The organism is Nostoc sp. (assembly GCF_036917575.1).
GTDB lineage: Bacteria > Cyanobacteriota > Cyanobacteriia > Cyanobacteriales > Nostocaceae > Nostoc.
This window is the reverse complement of record NZ_JBALDC010000074.1, coordinates 36,903-58,628: the sequence shown is the minus strand read 5'-3', so window position 1 is coordinate 58,628 and position 21,726 is coordinate 36,903. Positions and strand designations below refer to the sequence as shown.

Annotated in this window: 5 protein-coding genes; all 5 read left to right on the top strand. The window is 38.6% G+C overall.

All coding sequences use genetic code 11. From position 1 onward, the window contains the following. Positions 1–11: 11 nt before the first annotated feature. Positions 12–4,763, top strand: a complete 4,752-nt coding sequence (locus tag V7K79_RS22435) for a type I polyketide synthase (RefSeq protein WP_335050550.1) — start codon at positions 12–14, stop codon at positions 4,761–4,763. A gap of 13 nt (positions 4,764–4,776) precedes the next feature. Further along, positions 4,777–9,423: an amino acid adenylation domain-containing protein gene (locus V7K79_RS22430; RefSeq protein WP_335050548.1), complete on the top strand. Its 4,647-nt coding sequence runs from the start codon at positions 4,777–4,779 to the stop codon at positions 9,421–9,423. Beyond that, positions 9,420–10,811, top strand: coding sequence for a condensation domain-containing protein (locus V7K79_RS22425; RefSeq protein WP_335050546.1), 1,392 nt, complete (start codon positions 9,420–9,422; stop codon positions 10,809–10,811). The genes V7K79_RS22430 and V7K79_RS22425 overlap by 4 nt, the downstream gene beginning before the upstream one ends. Before the next feature lie 178 nt (positions 10,812–10,989). Next, positions 10,990–13,740 (top strand): non-ribosomal peptide synthetase, encoded by a 2,751-nt coding sequence (locus V7K79_RS22420; RefSeq protein WP_335050545.1) that lies wholly within the window; start codon positions 10,990–10,992, stop codon positions 13,738–13,740. After that, positions 13,737–21,719 carry an amino acid adenylation domain-containing protein gene (locus V7K79_RS22415; RefSeq protein WP_335050544.1) on the top strand — a complete coding sequence of 2,661 codons (7,983 nt, stop codon included), beginning with the start codon at positions 13,737–13,739 and terminating at the stop codon, positions 21,717–21,719. Before V7K79_RS22420 ends, V7K79_RS22415 begins: the two co-directional genes overlap by 4 nt. Positions 21,720–21,726: the final 7 nt, after the last annotated feature.

The window sequence follows — 21,726 nt, the reverse complement described above, 5'->3', positions numbered from 1 at the left end:
TCAAATTAGTTATGAAAAATTCCGAATACCTCAGTAATCAAACTGGTCTGGAAATAGCTATTATTGGTCTGATTGGCTGTTTTCCCAAATCTCAAAATATTGAAAAGTTTTGGCAAAATCTCCGAGACGGAGTAGAGTTAATTCATTTTTTCACCGATCAAGAACTAAAAGATTTAGATGTAGATTCTGCTGACCTGACAAACCCTTATTATGTCAAGGCAGAAGGTGTAGTTGAAAATATAGATTTATTTGATGCTTCATTCTTTGATATAAATCCTAGAGAAGCTGAAATTATGGATCCCGGACTCCGTTTCTTTTTGGAATATGCCTGGACAGCACTTGAAAATGCTGGCTACAGTTCCGAGGCTTACAATAAGCCAATTGGAGTTTACACTGGTATTGGTTTTGGTGGCTATTTACCTAATATTTATTCAAATTCTGAGATTGTAAACTCTGTTGGTCAACAACAAATAGAAAAAGCAGTCTCTCCTGCTTCCGTTACATTTGCTTCTTACAAACTAAACTTGCAAGGGCCGAGTTTTGCAGTTCAAACCACTTGTTCAAGTTCATTGGTTGCTTTACATTTAGCCTGCCAAAGTTTGCTCAGTGGCGAGTGTGATGTTGCTTTGGCTGCTGGAGTTTCAATATCAGAAGCAGTTGGTTATGTGTATCAGCAAGAAGGAATTGCTTCTCCTGATGGACATTGCCGTGCTTTTGATGCCAAGGCTAAGGGATGTCCCAGAGGAAGGGGTCTAGGTATTGTAGTTTTAAAACGCTTAGAAGAAGCGATCGCAGATGGTGACTGCATCCATGCGGTGATTAAAGGTTCCGCCATTAATAATGATGGAGCAGACAAAGTTAGCTACACTGCACCGGGCATTCATGGCCAAGCAAAAGTGATTAGAGCAGCTCAAGTAATGGCTGAGGTTGAACCTGAAACGATTAGCTACATAGAGACTCATGGAACTGGAACTGCTCTAGGCGATCCCGTTGAAATTGCAGCCTTGACACAAGCTTTTTCCAGCAAAACTCCCAAAAAGGACTTTTGTGCCATTGGTTCTGTGAAAACCAACATTGGACATTTGGACGAAGCTGCTGGAGTTGCAGGTTTAATCAAAACCGTCTTAGCCCTGAAACATCAACAGATACCGCCTAGCTTGAATTTTGAAGAACCGAATCCTCAGATAGATTTTACTAACAGTCCTTTTTATGTCAACAACACACTGTCTGAGTGGAAAACTAACGGCACTCCTCGCCGTGCGGGTGTTAGTTCCTTTGGTTTTGGCGGCACAAATGCCCATGTAATTCTGGAAGAAGCACCGATAATTCAACCTTCTAGTCCTTCTCGACCTTGGCAGTTATTATTACTTTCAACCAAGACAAGTACAGCATTAGAAACTGCTACAGAAAATTTAGCTAATTATTTCCAGGAACACCCAGATTTAAATCTTGCTGATGTTGCTCATACTTTGCAAGTGGGTCGCTGGACTTTAAATCATCGCCGCATGCTAGTTTGTCAAGACCAAGAAGATGCTATAGAAGCACTGCAAAATCTTCAAAGAACTTTTACCCATTATCAAGAACCTTGTAATCGCCCGATTGTCTTTATGTTTCCTGGGGAAGGTACGCAGTATGTAAATATGGGTCGAGAATTATACGAGAGTGAACCCGTATTTAAACAGCAAGTTGATTCCTGCTGCGAATTGCTCAAACCTTACTTAGAAGTAGACTTGCGTACAGTCCTTTATCCCAGAGAAGAGAAAGCGTTAATAGCAACGCAAAAGTTGCAGCAAACAGCAATTACTCAACCAGCACTGTTTGTGATTGAATACGCTCTAGCCAAATTATGGATGGCGTGGGGCGTGTGCCCACAGATGATGATTGGTCACGGTCTCGGAGAGTATGTAGCTGCTACTGTAGCTGGAGTTTTTTCTTTGGAAGATGCTTTGGCAATAGTGGCAAATCGAGGAAAACTGATGCAGCAGTTACTTAGTGGTGCTATGCTCTCGGTTCAACTGCCAGAACAAGAAGTACAACAACTGCTAGAAAAGGAAATTTCTCTAGCTGCAAGCAATGCACCTTCGGAATGTGTAGTATCCGGTTCAAAAGCAGCAATAGACCAACTGCAACAAAAGTTACAACAACTAGGTATCAGCTGTCAGCGTTTGCATACGAACCACGCCTTTCATTCTCAAATGATGTCACCCATCATTGAGACTTTTACCCGGACGTTACAACTGATAAAACTCAATCCTCCAAAAATTCCGTTTGTGTCCAATGTCAGTGGCACTTGGATTACCGCAGCCGAAGCAGTAGATCCTAACTATTGGGCAAAGCATTTGAAGCAACCAGTACGCTTTAGTCAAGGGATAAGTGAATTACTCCTCCAGCCACGAATATTGTTGGAAGTTGGGCCGGGACGGACGCTAAGTAGTTTGGTTAAACAACATCAAACAGATGAAGCGATCGCTGCGGCGGGCTACGCCTACACACTCACTTCCATACGACATCCTCAAGAGCAACAATCAGATGTCGCGTTTTTACTTAACACCTTGGGTCAGCTGTGGTTAGTAGGAGTTAAAATTGATTGGTTAGGTTTTTACGCAAACCAAAAACGTCATCGCATACCTTTACCTACCTATCCTTTTGAGCGTAAGCGTTATTGGCTTAAAGTAAATCGAAATGCACCTTTAGTACTGAAGCCGCAAAAAACCTTAGACGACTTAGACAAAAAACCAGATATTGCTGACTGGTTCTACATTCCTCGCTGGAAACAATCTACACCATTTCAGCTTTTACAAAAGGAAAAATTAGTAGAACAAAAGTCACGTTGGTTAGTATTTGTCGATACTTATGGAGTAGGAGCTAAAATTGCTGAAAGACTCAAGCAACAAGGTCAAGATGTAATTGTCGTCAAAGTTGCAGATAAATTTGCCAAACTTAGCGACTGTACGTATGTAATGAATCCCCAACAAAGGGATGATTACGATCGCTTGCTGCAAGCACTCCAACAACAGAATTGGATTCCCCAAGCGATCGCTCATTTTTGGAGCGTTACTCCCGACAATATTTTATCCAATCAAGAGCTAAACGAACAAACGCAACATCAATTTTTTGAAGATTGCCAATATCTTGGCTTCTGGAGCCTGCTTTTTTTAGCACAAGCATTAGGAAAACAAGATATTAAGAATTCTCTCAATTTAATAGTCGTAACCAGTAACTTATATGATGTAACTGGTGAGGATAAATTATGCCCTTCTAAAGCAACCTTATTAGGACCATGTAAGGTAATCCCCAAAGAATATTCTCAAATAAATTGTTGTACTATCGATATCAAAATTCCTGATTCAGAAAACCTAATTGAACAAAAACTTTTAGACAATATCATTACAGAATTTAGATCGCAGCAAACCGACGATATAGTTGCTTACCGTGGATATCATCGTTGGACTCAATCCTTCGAGTCTGTGCGTTTGGAAGAAAGTATAACCGATAGAAGTAAGCTAAAAGAAAGAGGAGTTTATTTAATTACTGGTGGTCTAGGCGGCATTGGTTTAGTATTAGCAGAACATCTGGCTGGTACTGTACAGGCTAGATTAGTTTTAGTTGGAAGAAAGAGTATTCCTGAAAAAGATAATTGGCAAGAATGGTTGACGACCCACGATCAAGAAGATAAGGTTAGCCGTATAATTCGCCAAGTGCAACTGTTGGAAGAAATTGGTGCAGAGGTTTTGATATTCAGCGCCGATGTCACTAATTCCCAACAAATGCAGACTGTCATTGCTCAGTCAATAGAAAAATTTGGTCAGATTAATGGTGTTATCCATTCAGCTGGTATTGCTGGTGGTGGTCTTATTCAATTTAAAACGCAGGATATAGCACGTGAAGTACTAGCAGCAAAAATTAGAGGAACGATATTACTAGAGCAAGCTTTTCAGAATATTAATCTAGATTTCTTTGTACTTTGTTCATCCCAAAGCTCTATATTGGGTGAATTTGGACAGGTAGATTATTGCGCAGCTAATGCATTTCTTGATGTATATGCATATAATCAAACTTCTAAATCTGAACGATTAACAATATCAATTGACTGGGGCGCTTGGCAAGAAATAGGGATGTCAGTAGATACGGAAAGTATTTTACCAGGCAAAATCCAAGATGTACTTCAAAAACATCTAAAACAAGGAATAATGCCTCAAGAAGGCATTGATGCTTTTGAGCGCGTCTTGGGAAGTGCTTTACCTCATGTTATTGTTTCATCACAAAATTTCCAAGCTTTAATTGAGCGTAGTAATTCTTTAAACTATTTAGAAGAAGGATTAAAAATTTTGGAAGATAACTCAGCTTCAGCTAGTATCTCCAAAGCAAACCATCCTCGTCCCAATCTTGGCAATGATTATGTTGCTCCTTGTAATCAAATTGAAGCAAATATTGCTCGAATTTGGCAAGATATCCTTGGAATTAATTTAATAGGTATTCATGATAGCTTTTTTGATTTAGGAGGACAGTCTTTATTAGCAACTCAACTTCTATCTCGATTGCGTGAAGAGTTTAAAGTAGACCTGTCACTACAAAGTTTTTTTGAAGCACCTACTATTAGTGAGCAAGCATTGATTGTTGAACAGAGCCAAAATTCTGGAGAAAAGTATAACATCAATATAATTAAAAGAATAGAGCGAAATAATGAGCAAGAGGTATTGGCAAATCTCGATAAAATTTCTGACCAAGAAGTTGAATTAATGCTTAATAATATGTTGAAGTAAAAGAGGCTGACCAATGACCAATACTCCCGATAATATTAATGAGCTTTCACCAGAAAAAAAGCGTGAGATTTTGGCAAAACTACTTCAACAAAAGGTTAGTCAGATTCACACTTTTCCAATGTCCTTTGGTCAACAGCGACTTTGGTTTATAGACCAATTGCAACCTGGTAATTTCGCTAATCATATATGGGCAGCTTTGCGTCTTACTGGTTTACTTAATCAAGATGCATTATTACAAACTCTTAATGAAATTGTCCAACGCCATGAAATTTTACGAACAACTTTCGCAACGATAGAAGAAAAACCTGTTCAAGTAATTATTCCTAATTTAAAGTTGTGTTTACCTACAATCAGTCTGGAGGAATTATCTAAGGTTGAGCAAGAATCTGAAATTAAAAAGTTAGTTATACAAGAAATCCAGCAACCCTTCAATTTGAGCCAAGCTCCATTGCTACGAGCTACTTTGTTGCGAGTGAATGAGCTAGAACATATTCTGATATTCACAATGCATCATGTGATTTCCGATGGCTGGTCAATGGGAGTACTGATTAAAGAAGTCGCAGCACTTTATGAAGCTTTCTCAACAGGGAAACTGTATCCACTTTCGGAACTACCAATACAGTATGTAGACTTTGCAGCATGGCAACAGCAATTACTACAGGGAGATATACTGCAATCACAAATATCTTATTGGAAAAATCAGTTAGAGGACGCACCACAATTATTAGAATTACCCACTGACTACCCACGACCTGCTGTTGGAAGTTTTCGGGGTGCCACTTATTCATTTGAGTTATCCTATGATTTATCTGTAGCCTTAAATAAATTGAGTCAGCAGTGTGGAAGCACCTTATTTATGACTCTGCTGGCAGCTTTTCAAATACTTCTATGGCGTTATACAGGTAGTGAAGATATTATAATCGGTTCGCCTGTTGCTAATCGCAATCGCACAGAGTTAGAAGGATTAATTGGTTTTTTTGTTAATACAATTGTACTGCGAACCGATTTAGCAGACAATCCTAGCTTCGAGGAATTACTAAATCGTGTGCGGAAAGTAGCATTAGCAGCTTACGCCCATCAAGATTTACCTTTTGAGCAGCTAGTAGAAGAACTACAATTACAACGAAGTTTAAGCCACACACCACTTTTTCAAGTGATGTTTGTGCTTCAAAATTCACCAATGCCTGCATTAGAGTTATCTGGTTTGATTCTAAATCTTCTAGATATTGACAATGGCACAGCAAAGTTTGATTTGACTCTAGAGATAACAGAAAAAGCGCAAAAAATCTTTGCCAATCTGGAGTTTAATACAGATTTATTCAAGGAAAGCACTATCAAGCGGATGGCTGGACATTTCCAGACCTTGCTGGAAGAAATTACTGTAAATCCGAAGCTACAACTTTCAAAATTATCATTACTGACAGAACCAGAAAAACATCAATTACTCCTGGAATGGAATAATACAAAAGTTGAGTATCCTCAAGTTCAATGTATTCATCAATTGTTTGAAGCGCAAGTAGAATGCACGCCTGATGCAGTCGCTGTAGTATTTGAAGACCAACAGTTAACCTATTGGGAACTCAACACCAGAGCAAATCAACTAGCAAATTATTTGCGTTCATTAGGAGTAAAACCAGAAGTATTAGTGGGGATTTGTGTAGAGCGATCGCTTAATATGGTCATCGGACTGTTAGGTATCCTCAAAGCAGGTGGCGCATATGTACCGCTCGATCCTAGCTATCCTAAAGAACGATTAGCATTTATATTAGAAGACACCCAAGCGCCAGTATTGCTCACTCAAGCGTCGCTTGTGGAAGTAATGCCTCAACACAAAGCTCAAGTCGTTTGTTTAGATACTGATTGGCATTTGATAGCCCGACAAAGCCAGGAAAATTTCTTCTCCCAACTAACTACTGACAACCTAGCTTACGTCATATATACCTCTGGTTCCACAGGCACACCCAAAGGTGTAATGATAAAACACGCTAGCACAGTAGCAATGTTGGACTGGGCAAACAAAACCTTTGAGATTGAAGCCAGATATGGAGTTTTGGCATCAACCTCGATTTGCTTTGACCTTTCAGTATTTGAAGTATTTGTTCCTCTGTGTTGCGGTGGTAAGGTGATTCTAATTGAGAATGCACTCTATTTAGCAACTTTGCCAGCAGCCTTTGGTGTCACCTTAATTAACACAGTTCCGAGTGTGCTTTCACAGTTACTCACCAATGATTGCATTCCAACTTCGGTAAAAATTGTGAATGTTGCAGGTGAACCGCTTCATAATCAACTCGTACAAGAACTTTATAAGCAAGATAATATACAACAGGTATTTAACCTGTATGGACCTTCTGAAGATACAACTTATTCCACCTATGCTTGGATACACAAAGGTGCTAGCAATATCCCACCAATAGGTCGCCCGATTCACAACACGCAGACTTATTTGTTAGATAAAAATTTACAACTGGTTCCTGTAGGTGTACCAGGAATGTTGTATATTGGTGGTGCAGGTTTAGCCCGTGGTTATTTAAACAAAGCAGAATTAACTGCGGATAAATTTATTCCCAATCCTTATGCAAACTTGCCAGGGGAGCGGTTATATCAAACTGGGGATCAGGCACGCTATTTGCCGAATGGAGAGATAGAATACATTGGTCGCATTGATAACCAAGTAAAAATACGTGGTTTCCGCATTGAACTCGGAGAAATTGAAGCACTGATTAGCCAATACCCAACCGTGCGAGAAGTTGTAGTTAAGGTTCATTCTTCGCAAGTAGATTCTCAACAATTAGTCGCCTATCTAGTCCCCACAAAAGATCAAACGCTAACGATTTCTAAACTACGCAGTTTTTTAGAAATAAAGTTGCCAAACTACATGATCCCAGCAACTTTTGTCATCTTGGAGGCACTACCACTAACACCTAATGGCAAAGTTGACCGCAAAGCATTAAAAGCGCCTGATACAGCAAGTCCTGAAGATAAAAAATTAGTAGCACCTCGTAATTACGTCGAAACCAAGTTGACTGAAATTTGGGCAGATGTGTTAGGTGTAGAACAAGTAGGTATTTTCGATAACTTTTTTGAGTTAGGTGGGGATTCTATCCTTGCTATTGTAGTTATTACAAGAGCTAATAAGGCTAACCTACAACTAGCTGTTAAACAATTATTTCAACATCAGACAATTGCTGAGTTGGCATCTGTAGCAGTTACAAAAAAAGTAAATCAAGCTGAACAAGGACTTATTACAGGTTTAGCTTCTCTTACACCAATACAACACTGGTTTTTTGAACAGAATCTATTTGAACCCCACCACTGGAACCAAGCAGTCTTACTAGAAGTTAAACAAGTTCTTGACCTCGCTTTATTAGAAAAATGCATACAGCAACTGTTGTTACACCATGATGCTCTGCGCTTAAGATTTGAGCATACGAAGTCAGGTTGGCAGCAGGTTATAGCCAGTTCTGATATAGAAGTCCCCTTGACACACTTAGATTTCTCTGCCCTACCAGAAAGCGAACAAAAACCAGCCATCGAAGCAGCTGCTACCAAATTACAAGCTAGCCTTAATCTCTCAGCAGGTCCGTTGATGCAAGTTGCTTTGTTCGACTTAGGTCAACAACCAAGCCGTTTGCTGATAGTCATTCACCATTTAGCCATAGATGGCGTTTCTTGGCGGATTTTCTTAGAGGACTTAGAGGCTGTATATGAGCAGTTAAGTCAAGGCAAGAAAGTGCAACTGCCAGCAAAAACAACTTCATTTAAAGACTGGTCGAAATGCTTAGAAAAATATGCACAATCAGCTACCCTTCAACAAGAATGGGACTATTGGCTAAGAAAGGAATGGCAGCAAATTGCTCCTTTACCAGTCGATTTTTCTGACGGCGACAATACAGGAGCTTCAGTTGGAAACATCTCAATTTTTCTGACTGTGGAACAAACTCAAGCCTTGCTAAAAGAAGTACCAAAAGCTTATAATACACACATTAATGATGTCTTGCTCACGTCACTAGTACAAGCTTTTTCTCAATGGACTGGCAATAATTCTCTATTAGTAGCTTTGGAAGGTCATGGGCGAGAAGAAATTTTCAATGATGTAGATTTATCTCGCACAGTAGGTTGGTTTACATCTATTTTTCCAGTACTGTTAGATTTAGGAAAAATCTCTCATCCCATAGAAGCCTTGAAGTTGATAAAAGAGCAGTTGCGGGGCATTCCAAATAAAGGAATGGGCTATGGTGTTCTACGTTACTTGAATCAAGATATTGCGAAAGTTGAGTTATTGCGATCGCTTTCAAAAGCTGAGGTGGTTTTCAATTACTTAGGTCAGTTCGATCAAACATTTTTAGACTCATCAATATTTAAAATCTCTCAGGACTCGCAAGGAGCAACGCGCAGTTCGTTAAACCGTGAGACTTATATGCTAAGTATCGACGCTTTGGTAATTAATAACCAGTTGAGAGTAAATTTGACTTACAGCAAAAAAATACATCGACAAAGCACTATTGAACAATTAGCACAAAGGTTTGTAGAAGCATTGCAACTACTTGTTACTCATTGTCAATCTTCTGAAGAACGAGGATATACACCTTCTGACTTTCCAGAAACAGACTTGAGCCAACAAGACCTCGAACGGTTTTTAAGGAAAATCAAAACGGCATGAAAGAAGATATCCAAGACATATACCCACTATCTCCAATACAGCATGGTATTCTCTTTCACGGTTTACACGCTCCGGAAATGGGACTATACCATATACAACTTGTTCACACTTTTAGTGGCAATCTGAATTTTGCAGCTTTTGAATACGCTTGGCAGCAAGTAGCAACCCGGCACACAATCTTGCGTACCAGCTTCTATTGGGAAGAATTGGATAAACCATTACAAGTTGTGCATCAGCAAGTAAAGGTACCTGTAGAGTACCAAGATTGGCGGGGAGTGAAGCCATTAGAACAGCAAGAGCGTTTCAAGTCTTTTCTTGAGTGCGATCGCCTTCGACATTTTGATTTTTCCCAAGCACCTCTAATGCGTGTGGCTATAATCCAAATTCAAGAAGACACTTATTATCTTGTTTGGAGTAACAATCTGATCATTCTCGATGGTTGGTCATATCCATTGGTATTAAAGGATGTGATTGAAATTTATGAAGCGTATTGTCGTGGTCAAGATACACCCTTATTAATTGGCAGTTGCTTTAAAAACTATATCAAATGGTTAAAACAGCAAGATTCGGCCAAAGCAGAGAAGTTCTGGCGACAACAACTTAGTGGAGTAAAAGAGCCTACTTCTTTAATCAATCTATGCTCAAACAACTTGTCCAATATAGAAAAACGCTACGAGGATATAAAAATCACTCTATCAGAAGTAACTACAAGGAATCTAGATTCATTAGCCAAGCAGCATCGCCTGACTATGAGTACACTAGTTCAGGGAGCTTGGGCTATACTTCTGAGTCACTACAGTAGTAAAAATGATGTAGTTTATGGCTGTACTACTTCTGGTCGTCCAGTAGATTTAGAAGGTTCGGAGTCAATGGTCGGGGAGATGGTTAATACTTTGCCAGTACATGTCAAGATAGATATGGACGAGTATTTACTTCCTTGGCTTCAGCAATTGCAAACTCAATTGATAGATATTCGTGAGTATGAGTATTATCCATTGGTAAATATTCAAAAATGCAGCCAAGTGCTGGGTAATGTACCCTTATTTGAAAGCTTTGTGGTGTTTGAGAACCAAAAAACAGGTAAATTTTTGGAAGAATGGGGAAGTCTAAACATCTCTGAGAAAACTGACTATTATAAAACTAACTATCCTCTCAATATAGTTGGCTATCCTGGTTCAGAGTTGACCATTGGAATCAATTACGATTTCCAACTTTTTGATCCTGCAACTATTATTAATATTTTAGAACATATCAAGATATTACTTGAAGCCATAGTGATGAATCCGAAAATGCGTCTTCGGGAGTTATTACGGCTGACAGAGCAAAAACCCCATACGAAATTATTAATGTTAGAAAAAGAGATGTCGCTTGATTTTAATTTGGTTTAAAGCAGTATAAATCAGAATTTAAATAAGCTTTTTGTTTAGGTAACAGACCTAGATGCTGTAATTCACACTTATTGAAATCTACTGTAACTAGCTAGTGTAACCTTAAAATAATACTTAAATTTCAAGTTTTATATGTGCATATTGCTAAATAATTTTTCAATGTTATTAGGAGTAAAATATGAATCAAAATTCACAATATAACAACGACTTATTATCTCAAAAAATTTATTGGATAAATAAACTATCGGGAGAATTACCAGAAGCAAATCTGTTACTGGATTATGTAAGACCTTTATCTTCGGTTGGCAAAAATAAATCTCTTAACTTTAATTTATCAAAAGATTTATCTCAGGCAATTATTAAGCTAGCTAAAGGTTCTTACTTTTCAATGTACTTAATACTTGTATCTACATTAAAGATATTGCTACAAAAATATACCCGAAACAATGATGTTATTGTCGGTATACCAGTATATAAAGAAATTTTGACAAATGAGATAAATAACAAAGTTATTCCTTTATATACTCAAGTACAGCCCCAGCTTTCATTTAAAGATTTTCTTTTTCAAGTCAAGGATGCAATCATCGGTGCTTACAACAATCAAAGCTTTAATTTTGATGAATTAATTCAGCTATTAAATATACCGACAACTCCGAATCGTTGTCCAATTTTTGACATAGTAGTTTTATTAGAAAACATTCATAATCAAAATGAGTTTAATAACTTAAATAATGACATAACAATTTATTTTTCATTTAATGGTGAAAACATTAGTGCAAATATAGATTATAATGAGTATTTATTTCAAGATGAAAATATAAAATTGATGAGTCAATGTTATATAAATGTTCTAGAAGATTGTATTAATCAAGTTAATATTAAAATTTCAGATATTCTGTTTATTAAAGAAGATAATGAATATAAACTACTGAAAAACTTTAATAACAATACTCAAGAATATCAAGTTGATCAGACAATAAACAAATTGTTGGAAAAGCAAGTATTACAAACTCCTAACAATATAGCTGTAATTCATCAACAAACTAAGCTAACTTATCAACAACTCAACCAAAAAGCTAATCAGCTAGCAGAATTATTGCGGAAATTAGGAGTTGGCAAGGGAGAATTTGTAGGTATATTTAAAGACCGTGATATCAATTTTCTCATTGCTATCCTTGCTATTTATAAAGCAGGTGGAGCTTATGTACCTATTGATAGTACTTACCCACCAAACCGAATTAAGTATATGCTATCTAATAGCGAAGTCAGATTTTTATTCACAGATGATTCGTTATTAAATGTTTTATCAGACTTAGCAGAAGATTGTTCGCAATTATCATCTATTATTTGTTTAGATAGTTTGATTTCTGGTCAGACAACGCTTGGCGATCGCGCTGAAATAAAAATATATAATAAATTAGACTTTGAACAGTTGCCGAATGATAATATAGAACCGATTAATGATGCTGCTGACCCAGCTTATATGCTTTATACTTCCGGGTCTACAGGATTACCAAAAGGGGCAATTGTCAGACATGATGGTGCAATTAATCATATTTATGCCCAATTTGATGAGTTGCAGTTAACAGAAGAATTTTGTTTTCTCCAAAGCGCTCCTTCTTCGACAGATATTTCTGTCTGGCAGTTTTTGGCACCGCTTTTAATCGGTGGCAAGACAGTAATAGTAGATGTAGAAACTGTTGCGATTCCTGATAAACTATTTAAGACACTCAAATCAGAAAAAATTACAGTCGTTGAATTAGTCCCGGCATTATTTGGCGGCTTACTTGAATATACTTCAAAGCTAGGAATTCACCAAAGAGAATTACCCAATTTAAAATGGATGATGGTTGTAGGAGAACCAGTATCCGTAAGTTGGGTAAATAAGTGGCTAGAAATATATCCAGAAATCAAAATTGTTAACGCTTATGGTCCCACAGAGGCTGCTGATGATATTACTCAATTTATCGTTGACAAGCCTTTTGCTGAAAATCAGCGAACAGTGCCAATTGGTAAACCATTAGCCAATTTAAATCTCTACATTCTAGATGAGCAAATGCAACTATTACCAATTGGCGTTCCTGGAGAGATATGTGTATCGGGAATTGGTGTAGGTGCGGGGTATTGGAAAAATGAAGAAAAAACTAATTTAAGTTTTGTTCATAACCCATTTCCGGATGCAAGGAAAAAGTTACCAGCAAATCGCCAAGATTTAATTTATAAAACTGGAGATTTAGGAAGGTGGCTTCCTGATGGAAATATTGAATTTCTGGGACGTATTGACCATCAAGTAAAGATTCGTGGTTTCCGGGTTGAACTTGGAGAAATTGAGGCTTTTTTGGGTCAGCATCCAGGTGTTAGGGAAGTTGTAGTTGTAGTTAGAGAAGAGAATCCTGATGATAAACGCTTAGTTGCTTATGTTGTACCTAGCCCTGAGTTTCATCAGGATGATCGCAACAGTAGCGAACTAATCCAACAGTTACGCGATTTCTTAAAAGAAAAGCTACCAGGGTATATGATACCCTCTGCGATTGTATCTCTCGAAGCACTGCCTCTAAGCCCTAGTGGTAAAGTAGATCGTCGCGCATTACCCGTACCAAATTTTAAGAATGAATCTGAATTTGGCTTTATTGCACCCCGTACTCCCGCAGAGGAGATAGTTATTGACATCTGGAGTCAGATATTAAAGCAAGAACATGTAAGTATTCACGATAACTTCTTTGATTTAGGTGGACATTCTTTATTGGCGACTCAAGCTATTTCCAGGTTGCGTGAAGCATTTAAGATAGAGTTACCTTTACGTAGTTTGTTTGAAGCACCGACAGTAGCTCAATTGGTAGAATGTATTGAGAAAATGCTGACAGTACAAAAGCTACAGCTTATTTCAGCAGACGGAGTAGACAACGGTCGCGAGGAGATAGAATTATGAAAACTATTGAAGAGTTTTTGTCTTATCTTTGCAGTGTGGATGTCAAGCTCTGGATAGAAGAGAATCGCCTACGCTGTAGCGCTCCAAAAGATGTGCTAACCCCAGTTATCAAATTAGAATTAGCTGAACGCAAAGAAGATATCCTCGCTTTTATACGCAAAAATAATGTAGCTGTAAGTTCTAATAATCAGCCTATTTACCCAGTAAAACGGCAGGAAAATTTACCGTTATCATTTGCTCAACAAAGGCTGTGGTTTTTAGCTCAATTAGAACCAGATAGTTCCTTCTACAACATACCTGCTGCTGTTCGTCTCGAAGGACAATTGAATCTAGAAGCACTACAACAAAGCTTCAACGAAATCATCAGCCGCCATGAAGTACTGCGAACCAATTTCCAAACAACACAAGAGCAAGCAGTAGTAGTCATCTATGAACAAAAGCCTTTAACATTGTCAATAGTCGATATCAGCGAATTAGCTGCAAACCAACAACAAGTTGAAGTCAAACAACAAGCAGCACAAGCAGCACAAGTTGCCTTTGACATCAGCAGTGACCATCTGCTGAGAGTCAAACTCTTACGTCTTGACGAGCAAGAACATATTTTACTGTTGACAATGCACCACATCATCTCTGATGCTTGGTCAATAGATGTAATAGTGCGAGAGTTAGCAACACTTTATCAAGCTTTCTTGTCTGGACAACCTTTACCATTGCCGGAACTAGCAATACAGTATGTAGACTTCGCGGTATGGCAACGACAATGGCTGCAAGCACAAGTACTTGAAACTCAACTATCTTATTGGCTCAAGCATTTAGAGAACGCACCAAAAGTATTAGAATTACCTACAGACCACCCAAGACCAGCAATTCAAACATTCCGAGGTAGGACTTACTCATTTGAGCTATCACAAGAATTATCTGCATCTCTAAATAAATTAAGTCAGCAGCAGGGAAGTACTTTATTTATGACCCTATTAGCAGCTTTCCAAACACTTTTATGGCGTTATACAGGTATTGAAGATATTGTAGTTGGTTCGCCGATTGCTAACCGCAACCGAACAGAGATAGAAGGATTAATTGGATTTTTTGTCAATACTTTAGTATTGAGAACCAACTTAGCAGGAAATCCCAGCTTTGAGGAACTACTCAAACGAGTGCGGGAAGTAGCACTTGGAGCTTATGCACATCAGGATTTGCCTTTTGAGTTGTTAGTTGAGCAACTGCAACCAGAGCGTTCTTTAAGTCATACACCACTATTTCAAGTGATGTTTGTGCTTCAGAATGCACCAATGTCCGTTTTAGAGTTGCCTGGTTTAACTTTAAGTTCTGTAGAAAGCGAAAGCGATACCGCCAAGTTTGATTTAACCCTACAAATCGAACAAACACAGTCGGGGTTGGTTGGTTCTTTAGAATACAATAGTGATTTATTTGAAGAAAATACAATCTGCCGGATGGCGGCTCATTTGCAAACGTTGCTTCAAGCAATTGTGGCAAATCCACAGCAACGTTTGTCGCAGTTACCACTGTTGACACAAGCACAACGGCATCAATTGCTATACGAGTGGAATCATACAGAAGTTGAGTATCCTCAAAATCAATGCATCCATCAGTTGTTTGAGGCACAGGTAGAACGCACACCTGATGCAGTCGCAGTCGTATTTGAAGGCCAACAGTTAACCTATCGTCAGCTAAATACCAGAGCAAATCAGCTAGCGCACTACCTACAACACCTGGGAGTCAAACCAGAGGTATTAGTAGGAATTTGTCTAGAGCGATCGCTTGATATGGTCATCGGACTCTTAGCTATCCTCAAAGCAGGTGGTGCATACGTACCACTCGATCCCGCCTATCCTCATGAGCGATTAGCATTTATACTAGAAGATGCTGCTGTGTCAGTGTTGTTGACTACTGCGTTGCTTGTAGAGATAATACCGCAACATAAAGCTAAGGTCGTTTGTTTAGATGCTGATTGGCAGACAATTGCAGAACACAGTAAGCAAAATTTATTCTCTGAACTAATTACTGACAACCTAGCTTACGTCATATATACCTCTGGTTCAACAGGCAGGCCAAAAGGTGTAATGATTCAACACGCTAGCACAGTAGCAATGTTGGACTGGGCAAACAAAACCTTTGCGATTGAAGCTAGGTTGGGAGTTTTGGCATCAACCTCGATTTGCTTTGACCTTTCAGTATTTGAGGTATTTGTTCCTCTATGTTACGGTGGCAAGGTAATTTTAATCGAGAATGCATTATATTTACAAACTTCGCCAGCAGCTAAGAGTGTAACCTTAATTAATACTGTCCCAAGTGTAATTTCACAGTTATTAAGAAATGATGCCATTCCAGCTTCAGTACAGACTGTGAATGTGGCAGGAGAACCACTTCATAATAAACTTGTACAACAACTTTATCAGCAAAATAATATACAACAGGTATTTAACCTGTATGGACCTTCTGAAGATACAACTTATTCCACGTGTGCTTGGATACACAAAGGTGCTAGCAACACCCCACCGATTGGTCGCCCGATTCACAACACTGAGATTTATTTATTAGATCAGAATTTACAACTGGTTCCCGTAGGTGTACAAGGGATGTTGTATATTGGTGGTGAAGGTTTAGCCCGTGGTTATCTAAACGAAGCAAAACTCACCGCAGATAAATTTATTCCCAATCCTTACGCAAACCTACCAGGAAAACGGTTGTATAAAACTGGGGATCTGGCACGCTATTTGCCGAATGGAGAGATAGAATACATTGGTCGGATTGATAACCAAGTAAAAATCCGTGGTTTTCGTATTGAACTTGGAGAAATTGAAGCACTGATTAGCCAATACCCAGCAGTACGAGAAGTTGTAGTTGTAGTACGTGAAGATTCAGCAGATTCTAAAAATTTAGTCACCTATGTCGTTCCTCAAAAAGAGCAAACACTGGTCATTCCTGAACTACGTAGCTTCCTAGAGTCAAAGTTACCAAACTACATGGTACCAACAGCTTTTATCATATTAGAAGCACTCCCACTCACACCTAACGGTAAAGTTGACCGTAAAGCATTGCCTGTACCCGACATAACACAGGTAATATCATCGAATATAGTCCCTCCCTCAACACCAATTGAGAATTTATTAGCAGGTATTTGGTCAGAAATACTCAGTATAGACAAAGTAGGCATTAATAATAATTTCTTTGAATTAGGAGGTCATTCGTTAATCGCCACTCGCGTAATGTCCCAAATTCGGCAAGTATTTCAAGTAGAACTTCCTTTACGTTATTTATTTGAAAAACCAACAATAGTCGGGCTGGCAAAAGAAATTGAAAAAGCTACTAAAGTAAACTCAGCAGTCGAATCGACGAACATAGAACCAATTGAGCGATCGCAACAACTACCGCTATCATTTGCTCAACAAAGGCTGTGGTTTTTAGCTCAATTAGAACCAGATAGCTCCTTCTACAACATACCTGCTGCTGTTCGTCTTGAAGGACAATTGAATCTAGAAGCACTACAACAAAGCTTCAACGAAATCATCAGCCGCCATGAAGTACTGCGAACCAATTTCCAAACAACACAAGGGCAAGCAGTAGTAGTCATCTATGAACAAAAGCCTTTAACATTGTCAATAGTCGATATCAGCGAATTAACTGCAAACCAACAACAAGTTGAAGTCAAACAACAAGCAGCACAAGCAGCACAAGTTGCCTTTGACATCAGCAGTGACCATCTGCTGAGAGTCAAACTCTTACGTCTTGACGAGCAAGAACATATTTTACTGTTGACAATGCACCACATCATCTCTGATGCTTGGTCAATAGATGTAATAGTGCGAGAGTTAGCAACACTTTATCAAGCTTTCTTGTCTGGACAACCTTTACCATTGCCGGAACTAGCAATACAGTATGTAGACTTCGCGGTATGGCAACGACAATGGCTGCAAGCACAAGTACTTGAAACTCAACTATCTTATTGGCTCAAGCATTTAGAGAACGCACCAAAAGTATTAGAATTACCTACAGACCACCCAAGACCAGCAATTCAAACATTCCGAGGTAGGACTTACTCATTTGAGCTATCACAAGAATTATCTGCATCTCTAAATAAATTAAGTCAGCAGCAGGGAAGTACTTTATTTATGACCCTATTAGCAGCTTTCCAAACACTTTTATGGCGTTATACAGGTATTGAAGATATTGTAGTTGGTTCGCCGATTGCTAACCGCAACCGAACAGAGATAGAAGGATTAATTGGATTTTTTGTCAATACTTTAGTATTGAGAACCAACTTAGCAGGAAATCCCAGCTTTGAGGAACTACTCAAACGAGTGCGGGAAGTAGCACTTGGAGCTTATGCACATCAGGATTTGCCTTTTGAGTTGTTAGTTGAGCAACTGCAACCAGAGCGTTCTTTAAGTCATACACCACTATTTCAAGTGATGTTTGTGCTTCAGAATGCACCAATGTCCGTTTTAGAGTTGCCTGGTTTAACTTTAAGTTCTGTAGAAAGCGAAAGCGATACCGCCAAGTTTGATTTAACCCTACAAATCGAACAAACACAGTCGGGGTTGGTTGGTTCTTTAGAATACAATAGTGATTTATTTGAAGAAAATACAATCTGCCGGATGGCGGCTCATTTGCAAACGTTGCTTCAAGCAATTGTGGCAAATCCACAGCAACGTTTGTCGCAGTTACCACTGTTGACACAAGCACAACGGCATCAATTGCTATACGAGTGGAATCATACAGAAGTTGAGTATCCTCAAAATCAATGCATCCATCAGTTGTTTGAGGCGCAGGTAGAACGCACACCTGATGCAGTCGCAGTCGTATTTGAAGACCAACAGTTAACCTATCGTCAGCTAAATACCAGAGCAAATCAGCTAGCGCACTACCTACAACACCTGGGAGTCAAACCAGAGGTATTAGTAGGGATTTGTGTAGAGCGATCGCTTGATATGGTCGTCGGACTCTTAGCTATCCTCAAAGCAGGTGGTGCATACGTACCACTCGATCCCGCCTATCCTCATGAGCGATTAGCCTTTATACTAGAAGATGCTGCTGTGTCAGTACTATTAACACAGCAGCTGATAGAGAATTTGCCACAACATCAGACTAGAGTTGTTTGTCTAGATACAGACTGGGAAATTGTAGCTCAACAAAGCTCACAAAACCCAATTAGTGAGTATACAACTAATAACCTAGCTTATATTATCTACACCTCTGGCTCAACAGGTCAACCCAAGGGTGTATTAGTCAATCACAGCAACGTTGTTCGTTTATTAGCAGCAACTGAATCCTGGTATAACTTTAACCAACATGATGTTTGGACACTATTCCATTCTATAGCCTTTGATTTTTCCGTTTGGGAAATCTGGGGGGCATTGCTGTATGGTGGAAAATTAATAGTAGTACCATATTGGCTGACTCGTTCACCTCAAGAGTTTTATCAATTATTGTTAACACAGCAAGTGACTGTACTTAACCAGACACCTTCTGCTTTCCGTCAACTGATACAGGTAGAAGAATCGCTGGAAAATATTAACAACTTAAGCCTACGAAAGGTCATTTTTGGTGGAGAAGCATTGCAAATTGAGAGCTTAAGACCTTGGTTTGAGCGTCATGGCGACCAGTTTCCCCAGTTAGTCAATATGTACGGGATTACGGAAACAACTGTGCATGTTACATATCGTCTGCTAACAATGGCAGACTTAGAAGTAGCATCAGCAAGTATAATTGGTCGTCCAATTGATGACTTACAAGTTTATTTACTAGATAGAGATGGGCAGCCAGTACCCATCGGAGTAACAGGTGAAATGTATATTGGTGGTGCTGGTGTGGTCAGAGGTTATTTAAACCGACCAGAACTTACACCTGTGAGATTTATTCCTAATCCCTTTAGTAATAAACCCAATGCGCGTCTTTATAAATCCGGCGATTTAGCACGATATTTCCCAAATGGAGACATCGAATATTTAGGTCGTATTGACAACCAAGTTAAGGTACGTGGTTTCCGCATTGAACTTGGAGAAATTGAAGCACTCATCACTCAACACCCAGCAGTGCGAGAAACTGTAGTTGTAGTTCGTGAAGATTCAGCCGATTCTCAACAGTTGGTAGCTTATGTTGTCCCTCAAAAAGAGCAAACACTGATCATTCCTGAACTACGTAGCTTTTTAGAGTCAAAACTGCCAAACTACATGGTACCAAAAGCTTTTGTCACATTGGAGGTGCTACCACTCACACCCAACGGCAAAGTAGACAGAAAAGCTCTACCAGCACCAGATGGGGTAATCACTCGAAAACACGAATACGTAGCACCACATACAGCCATAGAACAAACCTTAACCAATATTTGGCAAGAACTGCTTCTTAAAGAAAAAGTCAGCATCCACGACAACTTCTTTGAAATCGGTGGTGATTCCATTCTTAGCATTCAAGTAGTTTCTCGTGCCAAAAACTTAGGAATACAAATCACTACCAAACAAATATTTCAAAATCAAACCATCGCCGAACTAGCTAGGGTTGCCAATACAACAGTTTGTGTAAGTGCTCAACAAGGTATAGTTACCGGAGTTGCACCACTAACGCCAATTCAACACTGGTTTTTTGCGCAAAATCTACAAGATTTTTACCATTTCAACCAATCAGTTTTATTACAACTACCCAAGAATATAAAAATTGAATTACTGGAAAAAGCTGTAGAAAAATTATTAGAACATCACGACGCTCTGCGTTTACGATTCAGATTGCAAGCGTCTGAGTCTAAACAAATAAACTCTGATAAAGATAATAATGTACCATTTTCTATAATAGATTTATCATCAACTCCCAAACTATTACAATCACAAGCTTTATCAAAAATCGCCACAGAATTTCAAGCCAGTTTAAACCTGTCAACAGGCCCGATAATAAAAGTGGTAATGTTTAACTTGGGTAGCGAAAGTGATGCACGTTTACTAATTATTATTCATCATTTAGCAGTAGATGGTGTAAGTTGGCGAATTTTATTATCAGATTTAGAAACAATTTATCAACAACTTGTCGGACAACAACCGATACAACTAAATGCCAAAACAACAGCATTCATTGATTGGGCAGAAAAACTAAGCAACTATGCACAATTAGAGATTATCAAACAAGAATTAGACTATTGGTTAAATCAATCCTGGTCTAAAATAACGCCACTACCATTAGATTCTGCTCGCGCTCTACAAGAAAATACAGTTGATAATGCTGCTTCTGTATCAGTGAAATTAAATGTAGAAGAAACCCGGATACTGTTGGGGTCAGTAAACGAAGCTTATAATACACAAATTAACGATATACTACTAAGTGCATTAATACTTTCATTGGCACGATGGACAGGTAATTCCACCGTAGTAATTAACTTAGAGGGACATGGTAGAGAAGAACTATTTGAAGATGTAGACTTATCGCGGACTGTAGGTTGGTTTACCAGTTTGTTTCCAGTATTATTGCAACTACCAGACTTAGACCAACCAGCATCTGTTATTAAATCAATTAAAGAACAATTACGAGCAATTCCCAATCGTGGCATTGGCTACGGTATTTTGCGTTACTTATGTAAAGATATTACTGTTAATCAACAACTACAAACAATTCCTACTCCAGAAATTAGTTTTAATTATTTAGGACAATTTGACCAAGTAGAATCTCAAAGTGATTGGAAATTTGCCCCTGAATCCACTGGAGCTAATCAGAGTTTCAAGCAAATTCGTGACCATTTATTAGATATTAATGCTTTGGTTATTGAAGGAGAATTACAAATTGATTGGACTTACGGTAGTAATGTTCATACTCAAGCCACAGTGGAGAATTTGGCACAGAGCTATATTCAAGCAATCAGGTTAATTATAGAACATTGTCAGTCAGAAAATGCTTTTGGATATACACCATCAGATTTTCCTGATGCACAATTAAATCAACTAGAACTTGATGAGTTATTAGAAATCTGGCACAAATAGTGTCAAT